Genomic DNA, 14,444 nt, shown 5'->3' on the forward strand with positions numbered 1-14,444 from the left:
AGCCCATGAATTACGAGAACATCACCCTCACCTGCGACAACGGCATTGCCCGCCTGACCCTGAACCGGCCGGACAAGCTGAACAGCTTCAATGAAGAGATGCATGCCGAACTGCGCGATGCGCTGGACGGCATCCAGAGCGGCCGTATTCCGGCCCGCGTGCTGGTCCTCAGCGGTGCCGGCCGCGCCTTCTGTGCCGGCCAGGATCTGGCCGACCGCGCCATGCAGATCAAGGACGGCAAGCTGCCCGACATCGGCGACATCGTCGAACGCAACTACAAGCAACTCATCGTCCGCCTGCAGAACCTGCGCGTGCCGACCATCGCCGCTGTCAATGGCATCGCGGCCGGTGCCGGTGCGTCGGTGGCCCTGGCCTGCGACCTCGTGATCGCCACCCAGTCGGCCTCCTTCCTGCAGGCTTTCTCCAAGATCGGCCTGATTCCGGATACCGGCGGCACCTGGTTCCTGCCGCAACGCGTCGGCATGGCCCGCGCCATGGGTCTGGCCCTGCTGGCCGACAAGCTGCCTGCCGCCAAGGCGGCCGAATGGGGCCTGATCTGGGAATGCGTGGCCGACGCCGAGTTTGCCGCCCGCATCGATGCCCTGGCCGGCCAACTGGCGAGTGCCCCGACCAAGGCCCTCGTCCGTACCCGCCAGGCCATGCATGCCGCCCCCGGCCACACCCTGGAACAACAGTTGTCCTTCGAAGGCGGCTTCATGCGCGAACTCGGCTGGTCCCGCGACTATGCCGAAGGCGTGCAGGCCTTCATGGAAAAACGGGCCCCGAACTTCACCGGAGAGTGATGCCGTGAGCCACGCCCCCCTTCCCCAGCAGGCGGTCATCGCCGTCGTCGGCACCGGTGCCATGGGCGCCGGGATTGCCCAGGTGGCGGCCCAGGCCGGGCATGTCGTAAAACTGCTCGACAATCGCCCGGGCGCCGCCCAGAAAGCCATCGACGGCATCTGCACCCAATTCGCCAAAATGGCCGACAAAGGCAAGTTGACCGTCGAGCAGGCGCAGGCCGCCGGTGCGCGCCTGCGTGCCGTCGAGGCCCTGAGCGAACTGGCCGATTGCGCCCTGGTCGTCGAAGCCATCGTCGAGAATCTGGAAGCCAAGCAAAAGCTCTACGCCGACCTTGAAGGCATCGTCAGCGAAGACTGCATTTTCGGCACCAATACCTCCTCGATCTCGGTGACCGCCATTGGCGCCGCCCTGAAACGCCCGGAACGCCTGGCCGGCCTGCACTTTTTCAACCCGGCGCCGCTGATGGCGCTGGTCGAAATCGTCTCCGGCCTGGCCACCGACAAAACCGTGGCCGATACCCTCTTCGCCAGCGCAGCGGCCTGGGGCAAAACCCCGGTGCATGCCAAGTCGACCCCGGGTTTCATCGTCAATCGCGTCGCCCGCCCCTACTACGCCGAGGCCCTGCGCCTCGCTCAGGAAGGCGCCGCCGACTATGCAACCATCGACGCCGTGATGCGTGAAGCCGGCGGCTTCCGCATGGGGCCGTTCGAGCTGATGGACATGATCGGCCACGATGTCAATTTCGCCGTCACCAACTCGGTCTGGCGCGCCTTCTACAACGATCAGCGCTTCCTGCCCTCGCTCATCCAGCAAGAGCTCGTTGATGCCGGCTTTTATGGCCGCAAAAGCGGTCGCGGTTTCTACGACTACCGGCCGGATGCGGCGAAGCCCGAGGCGCAGAGCGAAGCGGCTCAGGTGCCGGCCGGCAAAATCGTGCTGTTTGGCGAGTCGACCGTCGCCGAAGCGCTGGCCGAGCGTCTGGAACACTCCGGCCTGTCCTTCTCGCGCGCCCCGGATGCCGATGGCCGCATCGCCGAAATCGGCCGCGCCGTCCTCTACGTGACGGATGGCCGCAGCGCCACCCAGCGCGCCGCCGAGTCCGGCGTTGCCAACACCGTCCTGATCGACCTCGCGCTCGACTACGGCACGGCCAAGCGCCTCGCCATCGCCGCCGCCGAGCAATGCGACCCGGCCGCCGTCAGCGCCGCCACCGGCCTCCTGCAGGCAGCCGGCTTTGCCGTCAGCCGTTTTCTGGATGTGCCGGGCCTTGCCGTCATGCGCACCGTCGCCATGCTCGCCAACGAAGCGGCCGATGCCGTCAATCAGGGTGTCTGCTCCGAAAGCGCCGCCGATGCGGCCATGCGACTCGGCGTCAATTACCCGCAAGGGCCGCTGGCCTGGGCCGATGCCGTGGGCGTAGCAACGATCCGCGATGTCCTGGCCCATCTCGGCGCCAGCTACGGCGAAGACCGCTACCGCATCTCGCCGCTGATCCAGCGTGCCGTCCATGCCGGAAGGAAAATTCATGACTGAACACACGTTGACCGCCGCCGAAGCACAGGCGCTCGCCAACGCCACGGCCGAGGCCATGTATGCCCGCGACCGTGCCGCCCAGGCGCACGACATCCGCATCGTCCGCGTGCAGCCCGGCGCGGCCCTGCTCAGCATGCCGGTGCGCAGCGACATGGTGAATGGCCATCACATCTGCCATGGCGGCATGATCTTCACGCTGGCCGACACGGCCTTTGCCTACGCCTGCAACAGCTATAACAAGAACACCGTGGCCTCGGCCTGCCACATCGACTTCCTGGCCCCGGCCAAGGAGGGCGAGACCCTCGAAGCCGAAGCCATCGAGCAATCCGCCGCCGGCCGTACCGGCGTCTATGACGTCACCGTCCGCACCACGGGCGGCAAGACCATCGCCCTGTTCCGCGGCAAGAGCTACCGGATCAGCGGCGAAGTCATCGCCGGCCTCGCTGCAGCGAACTGAACAGAACACAACGAAGAGGAGACAAACATGCCCGTCAAGAAGCCCCTGCCCGGCGACCTGGAACCCATCGAAACAGCCAGCCGCGACGAAATCTCGGCCCTGCAGCTGGAACGCCTGAAGTGGTCGGTCCGTCACACCTACGACAACGTCGAGCCCTACCGTGCCAAGTGCATCGAGAAAGGGGTGCATCCGGACGATCTGAAGTGCCTGGCCGATCTCGCCAAGTTCCCCTTCATGACCAAGACGGACTTGCGCGACCACTATCCGTTTGGCCTCTTCGCCGTGCCGCGCCAGAAACTTGCCCGCCTGCACGCCTCCAGCGGCACCACCGGCAAGCCTGTCGTCGTCGGCTATACCCGGAACGACATCGACAACTGGGCCAACCTGGTTGCCCGCTCGCTGCGCGCAGCCGGTGTCCGTCCCGGCGACATGGTGCATAACGCCTACGGCTACGGCATGTTCACCGGCGGCCTCGGCGCCCACTTCGGCATTGAGCGCGCCGGCTGCATCGCCGTCCCGATGTCCGGCGGCCAGACCGAAAAGCAGGTCCAGCAGATTCTCGACTTCAAGCCCGATGCGATCATGGTCACCCCGTCCTACTCGCTGGTGATTGCCGAAGAATTCGAGAAGCAGGGCATTGCCCCCGAAGACATTTCGCTGAAGGTCGGCATTTTTGGTGCCGAGCCCTGGGGCGAAGGCATGCGCGCCGAAATCGAATCGAAACTCGGCATCGACGCGATCGACATCTACGGCCTGACCGAAGTCATGGGCCCGGGCGTCGCCAACGAGTGCATCGAAACCAAGGACGGCCCGGTCATCTGGGAAGACCACTTCTATCCGGAAATCATCAACCCGGAGACCGGCGAAGTCGTGGCCGATGGCGAAGAAGGCGAACTGGTCTTCACCTCGCTGACCAAGGAAGCCTTCCCGGTCATCCGCTACCGCACCCGCGACCTGACCCGCCTGCTGCCACCGACCGCGCGCGCCTTCCGCCGCATTGGCAAGATCACCGGCCGTTCGGACGACATGCTGATCGTGCGTGGCGTAAACGTCTTCCCGACCCAGATCGAAGAGCAGATCCTGCGCGACAAGCGCCTCTCCGGCAACTACCAGATCCTGCTCACCCGCGACGGTCACCTCGACAATGTCGAGATCCGCTGTGAAACCCAGCATGAACTGATCGGCAAGCTGTCGGCCGCCGATGTCCAGCAGATCGCCAAGGAGCTGCAGCACCGGATCAAGACCATTGTCGGCATCTCGACCAAGATCACCGTCATGGAATTCGACTCGATTCCGCGCACCCAGGTCGGCAAGGCCCGCCGCGTGCTGGACGAGCGCCCGAAACAGCTCTGATTTTTTGCCCATTGTCGTTGCCGCGACACTCGGCCGCCGCCCACCGGGGCAGACTGGCGGTCGCTGTCCGGCCTGCATGACACCCCGGAAAGGACGTTCATGACCCAAGCTTTCATCTGCGATGCCATCCGTACCCCGATCGGCCGTTACGGCGGCGCCCTCGCCGGCGTGCGTGCCGACGACCTCGGCGCCATCCCGCTCAAGGCGCTGATGGCACGCAACCCCCAGGTCGACTGGAACACGGTCGATGACATCATTTACGGCTGCGCCAACCAGGCTGGTGAAGACAACCGCAACGTCGCCCGCATGTCCGGCCTGCTCGCCGGTCTGCCGGTCGAGGTGCCGGGCACGACGGTCAACCGTCTGTGCGGTTCTGGCATGGATGCCGTCGGCCTCGCTGCCCGCTCGATCAAGGCCGGCGAAACCCGCCTGATGATCGCCGGCGGCGTCGAAAGCATGTCGCGCGCGCCCTTCGTGATGGGCAAGGCGGAATCCGCCTTCTCCCGCCAGGCGGCGATTTTCGACACGACCATCGGCTGGCGCTTCATCAATCCGCTGATGAAGCAGCTGTACGAAACCCATTCGATGCCGCAAACGGCCGACAACGTCGCGGCCGATTTCGCGATCAGCCGCGCCGATCAGGACGCCTTTGCCCTGCGCTCGCAGCATCGCTGGGCTGCGGCCGATGCCGCCGGACGGTTCAAGGACGAACTGGTCCCGGTGGTCCTGCCGCAGAAAAAAGGCGATCCCAAGACCGTCGACCGTGACGAGCATCCGCGTCCGGAAACCACGCCCGAGATGCTGGCCAAGCTCAAAGGCGTCAATGGTGCCGACCTCAGCGTCACCGCCGGCAACGCCTCGGGCGTCAATGACGGTGCCTGCGCCCTGCTCATCGCCTCCGAAGCCGCCGCTGCGCAATACGGCCTGACGCCGCGCGCCCGCGTCGTCGGCATGGCCACGGCCGGGCTGCTGCCGCGCATCATGGGCTTCGGCCCCGCCCCCGCCGTCAAGAAGGTGCTGGCCCAGACCGGTCTGACGCTCGATCAGATGGATGTCATCGAACTCAACGAGGCCTTTGCCGCCCAGGCCCTGGCCGTGCTGCGCGACCTCGGCCTGGCCGACGATGCCGCCCACGTCAATCCGAATGGCGGCGCCATCGCCATGGGTCACCCGCTCGGCATGAGCGGCGCCCGTCTGGTGACCACCGCCATGTATGAACTGCATCGCCGTGGCGGCCGCTACGCGCTGTGCACGATGTGTATCGGGGTCGGGCAAGGGATTGCCATGATCATCGAGCGCGTCTGATTTGCCGTTTTTCAACGTAACACCTGACAACAACCCCGTGGAGGAGACAAACCCATGAAGCAGACGATGAAAAAGCTGGTTGCTGGTGCCGCCCTGACCCTGGCCGCCTTTGGTGCGCTGGCCGCCGATCCGATCAAGATCGGTTCCGTGCTGTCGGTCACCGGCCCGGCCGCCTTTCTCGGCGACCCGGAACTGAAGACCCTGCAGCAGTACGTCGAAGACATCAATAAGAAGGGCGGCGTCCTTGGCCGTCAGCTGCAGCTCGTGCATTACGACGACGGCAGCGATGCCAACAAGGCCAACGGCTTTGCCAAGCGCCTGATCGATGACGACAAGGTCGATCTGATCGTCGGCGGCACGACCACCGGCGCCACCATGTCCATGGTCCCGCTGGTCGAAAAATCCGGTACCCCCTTCATCTCGCTGGCCGGTGCCGTGGTCATCGTCGAGCCGGTCAAGAAGTTCGTCTTCAAGACCCCGCACACCGACCGCATGGCCGCTGAAAAAGTCTTTGAAGACATGAAGAAGCGCGGCATCAGCAAGGTTGCCCTGCTCTCCGAGACCTCCGGCTTCGGTCAGTCCGGCAAGAAGGAAACCGAAGGCGTCGCCGCCAAGTACGGCATCAGCCTGGTGGCCAACGAAACCTACGGTCCGAAAGACACGGACATGAGCCCGCAGCTGACCAAGATCAAGACCACGCCGGGCGTTCAGGCCGTCTTCATCTTCGGCCTCGGTCAGGGTCCGGCGATTGCCACCAAGAACTACAAGCAGCTCGGCATCAGCCTGCCGCTCTACCACGCCCACGGCGTCGCCTCCGAAGAGTTCATCAAGCTCGCCGGTCCGGCGGCCGAAGGTGCCCGCCTGCCGGCCGCCGCGCTGCTGGTTGCCAACAAGCTGGCCGACAAGGACCCGCAAAAGCCGGTGGCCGTCGGCTACGCCAAGGCCTTTGAAGAAAAGTGGAAGACCGATGTCTCCACCTTTGGCGGCCATGCCTACGACGGCCTGATGCTGGCGGTCGACGCCATCAAGCGTGCCAAAACCACCGACAAGGCGGCTGTCCGCGACGCGCTGGAAGCCACCAAGGGCTATGTCGGTACCGGCGGCATCGTGAACATGTCCCCGACCGACCACATGGGCCTCGACCTTTCTGCCTTCCGCATGCTGGAAATCAAGAACGGCGACTGGAGCCTCGTCCAGTAAGCCTGCACCGTTCATTCGACTTGGCCGCCAGGGGAGACGCTCCCTTGTGCGGCTTTTTTTTGGAATACAGACCATGACCCAACTCGTTCTCAGCGAAACCATCGGCCGTGTCGGCCTCATCCGCATCAACCGTCCCGAGGCCATGAATGCCTTGAACAACGACGTCGTCGACGGCATCGGCGCCGCCATCGACGCCTTCGAAGCCGACGAAGCCATCGGCTGCATCGTCCTCACCGGCAACGAAAAAGCCTTCGCCGCCGGGGCCGACATCGGCTTCATGAAGGACTTCGACTACATGCACGCCTACAAGACCGACTTCATCACCCGCAACTGGGAGCGCATCAAGACCGCCCGCAAGCCGGTGATCGCCGCGGTTTCCGGCTTCGCCCTCGGCGGTGGCTGCGAAATGGCGATGATGTGCGACATGATCTTCGCCGCTGACACCGCCAAGTTCGGCCAGCCCGAAATCAAGCTCGGCACCCTGCCCGGCGCCGGCGGCAGCCAGCGTCTGCCGCGCGCCGTCGGCAAGGCCAAGGCCATGGACCTCTGCCTGACCGCGCGTTTCATGGATGCCAATGAGGCGGAGAAGGCCGGTCTGGTCGCCCGCATCTACCCGGCCGATCAACTGCTCGAAGAAACCCTGAAGGCCGCGCAGACCATCGCCAACTTCTCGCTGCCGGTGGTCATGATGATCAAGGAATGCGTCAATCGCGCCTACGAATCCAGCCTCAACGAAGGCCTGCTCTTCGAGCGCCGCGTGTTCCATTCGGCTTTCGCGCTGGAAGACCAGAAGGAAGGCATGGCCGCCTTCGCCGAAAAGCGCAAACCGACTTTCAAGCACCGCTGAGGCACGCCATGTACCAGACACTCGAAATCGAACGCAAAGGCAAGGTCGCCACGATCTGGATGAACCGCCCGGCTGTCTTCAATGCCTTCGACGAACAGCTGATCGCCGAGCTCTCGGCCGCCTGTGCCGAGCTGGAGGCCGATGCCGGCGTCCGCATCGTCGTGCTCGGCGGACGCGGCAAGCATTTCTCCGCCGGGGCCGACCTCAACTGGATGAAGCGCGCGGCCCAATTCACCCATGAACAGAACGTCGAGGATGCCCGCAAGTTTGCCGGCATGCTGCGCGCCCTGTCCGGCATGTCCAAGCCCACCATTGCCCGCGTTCAGGGCGCTGCACTGGGCGGCGGCACCGGCCTCACCGCCGCCTGCGACATGGCCATCGCCAGCGACGATGCCGTGTTTTCGACCTCCGAGGTGAAGTTCGGCATCATCCCGGCCGTGATCAGCCCCTACGTCCTGCGCGCCATCGGCCCGCGCCACGCCCTGCGCTATTTCCAGAGCGCCGAGCGGATCAGCGCCCACCGTGCCCTGATGATCGGCCTGGTCGGCGAAGTCGTCCCCCTGGCAGAACTGGACGCCTGCGTGGACACGCTGGCCGATACCCTGCTGCAAGGCGGCCCGCTGGCGCAAAAAGCCGCCAAGGATCTGATCGCGGCGGTCAACGGCAAAAACATCGACGATTCGGTGAGCGAAGAAACCGCCCAGCGCATCGCCCGCCAACGCGCCACGGACGAAGCCAAGGACGGCATCAGCGCCTTCCTGGAGAAACGCCCTCCGGCCTGGCTGGCCTGAGCGCCCTCTTGCCCGGCACAGAGAGGCAGCTGGCTTGGCCGCCTCTCTGACACGCCTCGCGCATTGCGCATTGCGCATTGCGCATTGCGCATTGCCCATTGTGCACATCGCGAACCGCAGTCCAGACGGCCCCCTCTTTCATCAGTCAAAGCCTAGCCAAACCGCACTCAAGCCGCTAAAGTCCCGCCCTTTGACGCTGTCTGAAAGTGTATTCCATGAAAACCGCCCGCCGTCGTACCCGTTACCCCTACATTTCCCTGCCGGCCACGCTGGATGCCGTGCTGGATGCCGAAGTGCAGGAAAAGGGGTACAGCAATCATCCGGAAGGCATGCAAGCGTTCACGGCCTACCTGCGCCGTGCTGTCGCCTTCGAGCGCAAACAGCGCTACGGGCGCTGATTCAGCCCCCCTCAGGACACGCCGTTCATTGTCCACCGCGTGTCTGCAGGCATGCGCGGCGGCGCCCTTGGCCAGCCGCCATGCCCGGATCAATCCCCCTCCGCAGGGCCTGCTGACCAACAAAGCCGTGACCGACGGTCAACTGCGCGCCGAGGTGCTTTTTGACGCCCCAGGTCGCCGTCAAAGGCCGACGCTGGCCGCATCACACACCGTCACACGCGGCGCCACACCATTCAGGGCGATCAGGTGAATCATCTGGCTGACCGTGGTGCAGCAATCCGAGAGCACGCTGACACGGTATTTTTCGGCTGACTTCGAGATGGCCGTATGGGTCACGCAGTTCTGGGTCATCATGCCGCAGACCAGCAGTTCCTCAATGCCGCGCGCCGCCAGCTGCGCCTCCAGATCGGTCCCGAGAAAGCTGTCGGCAAAACGCTTGATCACGATCGGCGCATCCGGCGCGGCCTGAAGCAAACGGGCATGGAGCGCCACCCCGGGGGTGCCCGGATTGAAAAACGGCGCCGGCCCCTTGCTGGCATCCGCCACATGCTGAACAAAAATCACCGCCACGCCCTGACGACGTGCCTGAGCAATCGCTTGCTCGATCCGGGCGAGCACCGGCTCGGGCTGCCAGAGCGGGAATTTACCGTCCGGAAAGTAGTCGTTCTGAATGTCGATGACGATCAGGGCGCGTTGCGGGTTTGGGTTCATGAACCTGCTCCTTGGAAAGAATGAAGCACCGATTGTGCTGCGCCGGGCTGCGTGACAACAGTGGCCCGAATGTCAATTTAGATTAAGATCGGGCCAACCCATTGCCCCGAGGCTCGCACCATGCAGCGCATTGCCGTGATCGCCTTTGACCGGATCAGCCCCTTTCACCTCGCCGCCCCCTGCGTCGTGTTCGCTGACCCACATCCGGACGTGCCCCGCTTTGCCCTGCAAGTGTGCAGTGCAGAAGGCCCGACGCTGGCCACCACGGCAGGCTTCCGGATACAGGCCGAATACGATCTCTCGGTCCTTGCCGAGGCCGACATCATCATCGTGCCGAGTTGGCGCGATCCGGCAGAAAGGCCGCCCGCAGTGCTGATCAACGCCCTGCAAGCCGCTGCCGCCCGGGGTGCCCGCCTGGTCGGGCTGTGCCTGGGGGCCTATGTATTGGCGGCAGCCGGCCTGCTCGATGGGCGCCGGGCGACCACACACTGGGCCTATGCCGATGATTTCGCCCAACGCTTTCCGACGGTCAACGTCGATCCGGAGGTCCTTTACGTCGATGATGGTCTCTTCTTGACCTCGGCCGGCACCGTGGCCGCCATCGACTGCTGCCTGCACCTGCTGCGCGACCTGATCGGCATTCAGGCCGCCAACGGCGTCGCGCGCCGCCTGGTCATCGCGCCGCACCGTCAGGGCGGGCAAGCCCAGTTCATCGACCAGCCGCTGCCTGCGGCCCCCCAGGATTCACGCCTGGCAGAGCTGCTCAACTGGGTGCGCGCCCATCTGGATCAGGCCCATACGCTGGACAACCTGGCCGCCCGCGCCTTGATGAGCCGGCGCAGCTTTTCCAGGCATTTCCGGACGTTGACCGGCGAGAGCCCTTTGCAGTGGCTGCTCCGCGAACGCCTGGCCTATGCCCAGCAACTGCTCGCCGGCACGGGGCAAAGCATCGATACGATTGCCACGCTCAGCGGCTTTGGCAGCCCGCTCTCCTTCCGCCAGCATTTCCGTCAGGCCTATGGGGTGACGCCCGGCCAGTGGCGGGCCGGGTTTTCAGAACAGGCGTGACCCCGGCGTTGCCGCAGGGGAAAAATCAGCTTGGAATCTTCGGATCGCCGTGGGCACCGATACGCGCCGACAAGGCTTCGGCGTGGCGCAGCAGGCACTGGACGACTTCGCCCTCGGCACTGGTGTCGAACATGCCTTGCACGCCCACGACCAGTAGCGCCATGGTGATTTCGTTCTTGAAATTGAAGACAGGTGCCGCCACGGCTTCCACGCCCGGCACGCGATGAAAGCCCTCGGTGTTGGCAAATCCCTGACGCCGGATCTTGTCGAGCAGCGCATCAATCCCGGCCTGGTTTTTTAATTCGGGCGGCACATCGGCGGCTTTCATTTCGGCGCGGATGAGCGGCATGACCACCTTTTTCGGCATCCAGGCAGCAAAAATCCGCCCGGTGGCCGAGGACAACAGATCGAGCACCGTCCCGGTAATCACATTGACGGTAATCGGTCGGCGCGGACGCTCCCAGCGCACGATCACCGGCCCGCGATCGCCCCAGACAGCCAGTGCGGTGGTCTGGTTGATCTCGTCCCGCATCTCGGAAATCATGTTCAGGCCAAGACGGACGCGATCCAGGCGATCCAGGGCAACCAGCCCCATGTTGAGGGCAAAGGGACCGAGGTCGTAGCGGGAGGTGGCCGGGTCCTGTTCGACCAGCCCCGCCCGGATCAGGCTGACCAGATAACGGTGCGCCTTCGAGGCCGGCATGTCTGCGGCGGCGGCGATTTCCTTGAGCATCATCGCGCGCTGGCCATCGACCATGGCCTTCAGGATACCCATGCCGATTTCCAGCGATTGCACGCCATGTTTGCCGTCAATGTCTTCGCTCATGATCGCCCCGGAATTCCATTATTTGAAACTGATTCTATAATACAACAATTCAAACACAGGGTTGTATCATGTCATCGCTTCGCGTTTACGCCATCGACGGGATCGTTCCCGTCGTCGATCCCACCGCTTATGTGCACCCCAGCGCCGTTCTGATCGGCGACGTGATCGTCGGACCCGGCTGCTATGTCGGCCCCTGCGCCAGCCTGCGCGGCGACTTTGGCCGGCTCATTCTGGAAGCGGGCGCCAATCTGCAGGACACCTGCGTCATGCATGGGTTTCCCGGCACCGACACCGTGGTCGAAGAAAACGGTCACATCGGTCATGGTGCCGTCCTGCACGGCTGCCGCATCGGCAAGAACGCGCTGGTCGGCATGAACGCGGTGATCATGGACAACGCGGTGATCGGCGAAGCCAGCATCGTCGCGGCCTCCGCCTTCGTCAAAGCCAGTGAGGTCATTCCGCCGGGCGTGCTGGTCGCCGGCATGCCAGCCAAAGTGATCCGCCCGCTGAGCGAACAGGAAATGGCCTGGAAGGCAGAGGGCACCCGCACCTATCAGGACCTGACCCGGCGCTGCCTGGCCACGCTGGTCGAAACCGCACCGCTGACAGCCGTCGAGGCCGACCGCAAGCGCATCGAGATCCCGGACGTCGTGCCCCTGACCACGCTCAAGCAGCGTCAGGGCTGAGCCGTCACTCAGGCTGCCAGCGGGTCGTACTGAGGAAAACGCTCCGGAAGCGTCGGATCTTCGGCCGGCTGGCTGCCGTCAGCCAGACACAAGGCGCTGTCCAGATGACGGCTGACCAGCGGCTCCAGGCGCTTGTACAGCTCCTTGCAGAGCAGGCGCGCCTGCTGACCCGGCCAATCGTTGGGCAACAGCACGTCGGGCAGTTCCGGATCGCGCAGGAGCAGACGACGGTAGTCGTGAATGAGCAGGATGCGAAGCAGGAAGGCATCCTGCGGGGTCACGCCGGCCAGATGATCGCGGCGCAATTCATCGAGGACCGGCTGATAGGTAGCCACCAAACTGCTGTAGGCGTCGGCAAGTTGTCCCAGGTCCCAGGCCCGGCTGACCAGATCGGCATCGCTGGCCGACAGCGCCGAGCGGGAGTCGGCCGCAAACAGCGGCAGCAAGGCGCTCAAAGCCGGGGCCAGCCCTTCGGCAACCAAGGCATCCAGGACACTCGGCAATTCCGCACTCGGATGCACGAAACAATCCGCCCCCAAGGCGCCAAACCCCTGCCAGAACAAGGCCCGACGGACGTGCTCGCGCAGCTTGGCATCGAGATCGCCAACCACCAGCATCAAACGCCAGCGGCGATCCCAGAGCGGCGCATGGGCGGCATAAATATGCCGCGACGCCTCTTCAAAACGGCGCCGCCCTGAAGCGGTCAGGACGTAATCGGCACGCCGGCCGATGGTTTCGGTTTGCAGCCACTCTTCCTTGACCAAGCGGAAGACCGAGGTACGAACCAGGCGCTCGTTGAGTTCCAGCGGCTCCAGCAGGCGAATCAGGCTGCCCAGCCAGATCCGGCCGCCGCGCGGCAAAATGGCATCACCAAAAACGGTGATGATCAACGACCCCGCCTGCACGCGGCGCTGGGCGCGAAAATCGTCAAGACGGGCTTGTAGGGCTTGGCTCACGGGTGGCATGGCCGGCCGGCGTACGGGTTAGGCACTTCCGGGCAAATCGGCGTATCATTTTTATAAGCCCGAAAGGATAGCAAATTCCCGTATTTTTTCGTTGATTTTCCGCAATACCCGCGCAAAACGATACCAATACAAACCAATTTAACGAAAAACCGTTTTCCTTCCATGCGCCGACAGCCTCCCGTTTTTCGCCCGCTTCTGCTGCTTGCCCTGCTCACCCCGCTCGCCCTGTGCTTGAGCCGGGATGCGGCCGCCAACGCTTACAAATGCCGATTGCCGGATGGCAGCGTCGAGATCGCCAGCCGCCCCTGCACGACGGGCAGTGCCACCCTGAGCGTACAGAACGAGGAAAAAATTCCGGAGAGTCGGCGCCGCGAGGCCGAAGAAGAAGTCCGCCGTCTGCGTACCCAGATCGAGCGGCGCGAAGCGTCCCAGCGCGACACCCCGGCCCGCGACCCGCAGGCAGCGACGCAGCCGCAAAACGCACATAATGTCCCCGGCCCAGAGACGCCCCCGCCCGCATCGCCCAAGCGGAGCGTCGAGGCGTGTCTGCAGGAACTGGATCGTCACGCGCTCGACCCGAGTCAGCGCCTGAATCTGGAAAGTGCCTGCCGGAGCAACCCGGATGCCCAACTCGTCTTTGTGCCGGTCCCGGTCTATACCCAGCAGCCGGGCACACCGCGCCCCATCATGCCGGTTGTGCCAAGCCAACCGCATGTCCCGATGCCGCCCCCCGTGACGCCGGTCAAACCGGGAGTGAAGCCGCAAGCGACGGCCCCACAAGAAACCCCCTCCACAGTCTGCCTGCCCGGCAGCAAATTCTGCCGTTGATCAACGGTCGACCGTCAGACGACGGCCAATTTCACCACCGCAGGCGGCAGCCACCCGGGCGTACTCCTCCGGCGTATCGATCGTCGCCTGTTCGACCTCAACCGCCTGCAGGCGACGCTTGATATAGGGCAGCCAACGCGCATCGAGTTCCTGCTGCAACTGCTGCTGGACCTGCCCCGCGCTGCCCCGCCAGATTCCCAGATCGGCAAAGCGCTGCTGCAACTCGGTACGCAGCACGGACTCAAGCGCTTCCGCATGCCGTTGATAAATGGCCACATGGGCCATTTCGTGTGCGTAAATCTGATCGTAGGCACAGCTTCCGCGCGGAAATTCGCTCGCCACATACACGGTCAGCGGGGTATAGCCATAGCTGAAGGTGATTTTGGGGCTGCCGCATTCCCACCGCCCATCGAGAGAGCGACGCAGACTCAGATGCAAATCGTAGCGCGCCATGGCCACGCCCCGTGTCAGTCCCAAAACGCGCATACCGGACCTGACCACGCCATAGGCCATCCCCTGCAGGCTCGCCTGACGATAGGTGAAATTGTAGGAAAGCCGCGCTTCCTCACGTTTCAGTTCAATGCCGGGCGGCGGCAGGTCGGCACAGGGGTCCGCCAGCGCGGAGGCGCTCAACAGGAGCAGCAGGATCGCGCCCCGAGTCTGCCGCATGGG

The 14,444-nt window shown here is 64.4% G+C and carries 16 protein-coding genes; 12 read left to right on the forward strand and 4 right to left on the reverse strand.

Annotated elements, in window-relative coordinates; genetic code table 11:
• The first annotated feature begins 5 nt into the window (after window positions 1–5).
• From paaG to AACO21_RS05315, 9 genes are all read left to right on the forward strand, one after another.
• The gene (paaG, locus tag AACO21_RS05275; RefSeq protein ID WP_346191457.1) at window positions 6–803 is read left to right on the forward strand and encodes a 2-(1,2-epoxy-1,2-dihydrophenyl)acetyl-CoA isomerase PaaG; all 798 of its coding nucleotides are present in this window, start codon (window positions 6–8) and stop codon (window positions 801–803) included.
• Window positions 745–2,337, forward strand: coding sequence for a 3-hydroxyacyl-CoA dehydrogenase PaaH (paaH, locus tag AACO21_RS05280; RefSeq protein WP_346191458.1), 1,593 nt, complete (start codon window positions 745–747; stop codon window positions 2,335–2,337). The genes paaG and paaH overlap by 59 nt, the downstream gene beginning before the upstream one ends.
• Complete coding sequence (paaI, locus tag AACO21_RS05285) at window positions 2,330–2,794, forward strand: hydroxyphenylacetyl-CoA thioesterase PaaI (protein WP_346191459.1); 465 nt, start codon at window positions 2,330–2,332, stop codon at window positions 2,792–2,794. Before paaH ends, paaI begins: the two co-directional genes overlap by 8 nt.
• Before the next feature lie 27 nt (window positions 2,795–2,821).
• Entirely contained in the window at window positions 2,822–4,147 is a 1,326-nt protein-coding gene (paaK, locus tag AACO21_RS05290) for a phenylacetate--CoA ligase PaaK (RefSeq protein WP_346191460.1), read from the forward strand.
• Between the two features lie 99 nt (window positions 4,148–4,246).
• Window positions 4,247–5,452, forward strand: coding sequence for a 3-oxoadipyl-CoA thiolase (gene pcaF / locus AACO21_RS05295; RefSeq protein ID WP_346191461.1), 1,206 nt, complete (start codon window positions 4,247–4,249; stop codon window positions 5,450–5,452).
• A 54-nt stretch (window positions 5,453–5,506) separates the two neighbouring features.
• Window positions 5,507–6,652, forward strand: a complete 1,146-nt coding sequence (locus tag AACO21_RS05300; RefSeq protein ID WP_346191462.1) for an ABC transporter substrate-binding protein — start codon at window positions 5,507–5,509, stop codon at window positions 6,650–6,652.
• A 73-nt stretch (window positions 6,653–6,725) separates the two neighbouring features.
• A complete protein-coding gene (locus AACO21_RS05305; RefSeq protein WP_346191463.1) occupies window positions 6,726–7,499 on the forward strand; it encodes an enoyl-CoA hydratase in 774 nt (257 codons plus the stop codon).
• A gap of 8 nt (window positions 7,500–7,507) precedes the next feature.
• On the forward strand, window positions 7,508–8,290 hold the full coding sequence (locus AACO21_RS05310) for an enoyl-CoA hydratase/isomerase family protein (RefSeq protein ID WP_346191464.1): 783 nt from the start codon (window positions 7,508–7,510) through the stop codon (window positions 8,288–8,290).
• Between the two features lie 215 nt (window positions 8,291–8,505).
• Window positions 8,506–8,688 carry a hypothetical protein gene (locus tag AACO21_RS05315; protein WP_346191465.1) on the forward strand — a complete coding sequence of 61 codons (183 nt, stop codon included), beginning with the start codon at window positions 8,506–8,508 and terminating at the stop codon, window positions 8,686–8,688.
• A 180-nt stretch (window positions 8,689–8,868) separates the two neighbouring features.
• Here the strand turns inward: AACO21_RS05315 and AACO21_RS05320 are convergent, their stop codons facing one another.
• Window positions 8,869–9,399: a cysteine hydrolase family protein gene (locus AACO21_RS05320; protein WP_346191466.1), complete on the reverse strand. Its 531-nt coding sequence runs from the start codon at window positions 9,397–9,399 to the stop codon at window positions 8,869–8,871.
• A 120-nt stretch (window positions 9,400–9,519) separates the two neighbouring features.
• On the opposite strand from AACO21_RS05320, the gene AACO21_RS05325 reads away from it, so the two are divergent.
• Window positions 9,520–10,467, forward strand: coding sequence for a helix-turn-helix domain-containing protein (locus tag AACO21_RS05325; protein ID WP_346191467.1), 948 nt, complete (start codon window positions 9,520–9,522; stop codon window positions 10,465–10,467).
• Between the two features lie 25 nt (window positions 10,468–10,492).
• On the opposite strand, the gene AACO21_RS05330 is transcribed toward AACO21_RS05325, so the two are convergent.
• Entirely contained in the window at window positions 10,493–11,293 is an 801-nt protein-coding gene (locus AACO21_RS05330) for an IclR family transcriptional regulator (RefSeq protein ID WP_346191468.1), read from the reverse strand.
• A gap of 68 nt (window positions 11,294–11,361) precedes the next feature.
• Between AACO21_RS05330 and paaY the strand changes: the two genes are divergently transcribed.
• Window positions 11,362–11,979, forward strand: a complete 618-nt coding sequence (gene paaY, locus AACO21_RS05335; RefSeq protein WP_346191469.1) for a phenylacetic acid degradation protein PaaY — start codon at window positions 11,362–11,364, stop codon at window positions 11,977–11,979.
• Window positions 11,980–11,987: 8 nt separating this feature from the next.
• On the opposite strand, the gene paaX is transcribed toward paaY, so the two are convergent.
• Window positions 11,988–12,935, reverse strand: a complete 948-nt coding sequence (gene paaX / locus AACO21_RS05340) for a phenylacetic acid degradation operon negative regulatory protein PaaX (RefSeq protein ID WP_346191470.1) — start codon at window positions 12,933–12,935, stop codon at window positions 11,988–11,990.
• A 171-nt stretch (window positions 12,936–13,106) separates the two neighbouring features.
• On the opposite strand from paaX, the gene AACO21_RS05345 reads away from it, so the two are divergent.
• Window positions 13,107–13,772, forward strand: coding sequence for a hypothetical protein (locus tag AACO21_RS05345; protein WP_346191471.1), 666 nt, complete (start codon window positions 13,107–13,109; stop codon window positions 13,770–13,772).
• Here AACO21_RS05345 and AACO21_RS05350 read toward each other — a convergent pair whose 3' ends face one another.
• Window positions 13,773–14,441, reverse strand: coding sequence for a hypothetical protein (locus tag AACO21_RS05350; protein ID WP_346191472.1), 669 nt, complete (start codon window positions 14,439–14,441; stop codon window positions 13,773–13,775). It lies immediately after the preceding gene.
• Window positions 14,442–14,444 lie beyond the last annotated feature (3 nt).

This window comes from Dechloromonas sp. ZS-1, from assembly GCF_039649255.1.
Lineage (GTDB): Bacteria > Pseudomonadota > Gammaproteobacteria > Burkholderiales > Rhodocyclaceae > Azonexus.

Excerpts from the sequence above, each read along its gene's own strand:
- paaI (WP_346191459.1), top strand. The coding sequence starts at position 2,330 with ATGACTGAACACACGTTGACCGCCGCCGAAGCACAGGCGCTCGCCAAC.
- AACO21_RS05350 (WP_346191472.1), bottom strand. The coding sequence starts at position 14,441 with ATGCGGCAGACTCGGGGCGCGATCCTGCTGCTCCTGTTGAGCGCCTCC.
- AACO21_RS05310 (WP_346191464.1), top strand. The coding sequence starts at position 7,508 with ATGTACCAGACACTCGAAATCGAACGCAAAGGCAAGGTCGCCACGATC.
- AACO21_RS05320 (WP_346191466.1), bottom strand. The coding sequence starts at position 9,399 with ATGAACCCAAACCCGCAACGCGCCCTGATCGTCATCGACATTCAGAAC.
- AACO21_RS05300 (WP_346191462.1), top strand. The coding sequence starts at position 5,507 with ATGAAGCAGACGATGAAAAAGCTGGTTGCTGGTGCCGCCCTGACCCTG.
- AACO21_RS05330 (WP_346191468.1), bottom strand. The coding sequence starts at position 11,293 with ATGAGCGAAGACATTGACGGCAAACATGGCGTGCAATCGCTGGAAATC.
- AACO21_RS05305 (WP_346191463.1), top strand. The coding sequence starts at position 6,726 with ATGACCCAACTCGTTCTCAGCGAAACCATCGGCCGTGTCGGCCTCATC.
- AACO21_RS05315 (WP_346191465.1), top strand. The coding sequence starts at position 8,506 with ATGAAAACCGCCCGCCGTCGTACCCGTTACCCCTACATTTCCCTGCCG.
- AACO21_RS05325 (WP_346191467.1), top strand. The coding sequence starts at position 9,520 with ATGCAGCGCATTGCCGTGATCGCCTTTGACCGGATCAGCCCCTTTCAC.
- paaK (WP_346191460.1), top strand. The coding sequence starts at position 2,822 with ATGCCCGTCAAGAAGCCCCTGCCCGGCGACCTGGAACCCATCGAAACA.
- AACO21_RS05345 (WP_346191471.1), top strand. The coding sequence starts at position 13,107 with ATGCGCCGACAGCCTCCCGTTTTTCGCCCGCTTCTGCTGCTTGCCCTG.
- paaH (WP_346191458.1), top strand. The coding sequence starts at position 745 with ATGCCGAAGGCGTGCAGGCCTTCATGGAAAAACGGGCCCCGAACTTCA.
- paaG (WP_346191457.1), top strand. The coding sequence starts at position 6 with ATGAATTACGAGAACATCACCCTCACCTGCGACAACGGCATTGCCCGC.
- paaY (WP_346191469.1), top strand. The coding sequence starts at position 11,362 with ATGTCATCGCTTCGCGTTTACGCCATCGACGGGATCGTTCCCGTCGTC.
- pcaF (WP_346191461.1), top strand. The coding sequence starts at position 4,247 with ATGACCCAAGCTTTCATCTGCGATGCCATCCGTACCCCGATCGGCCGT.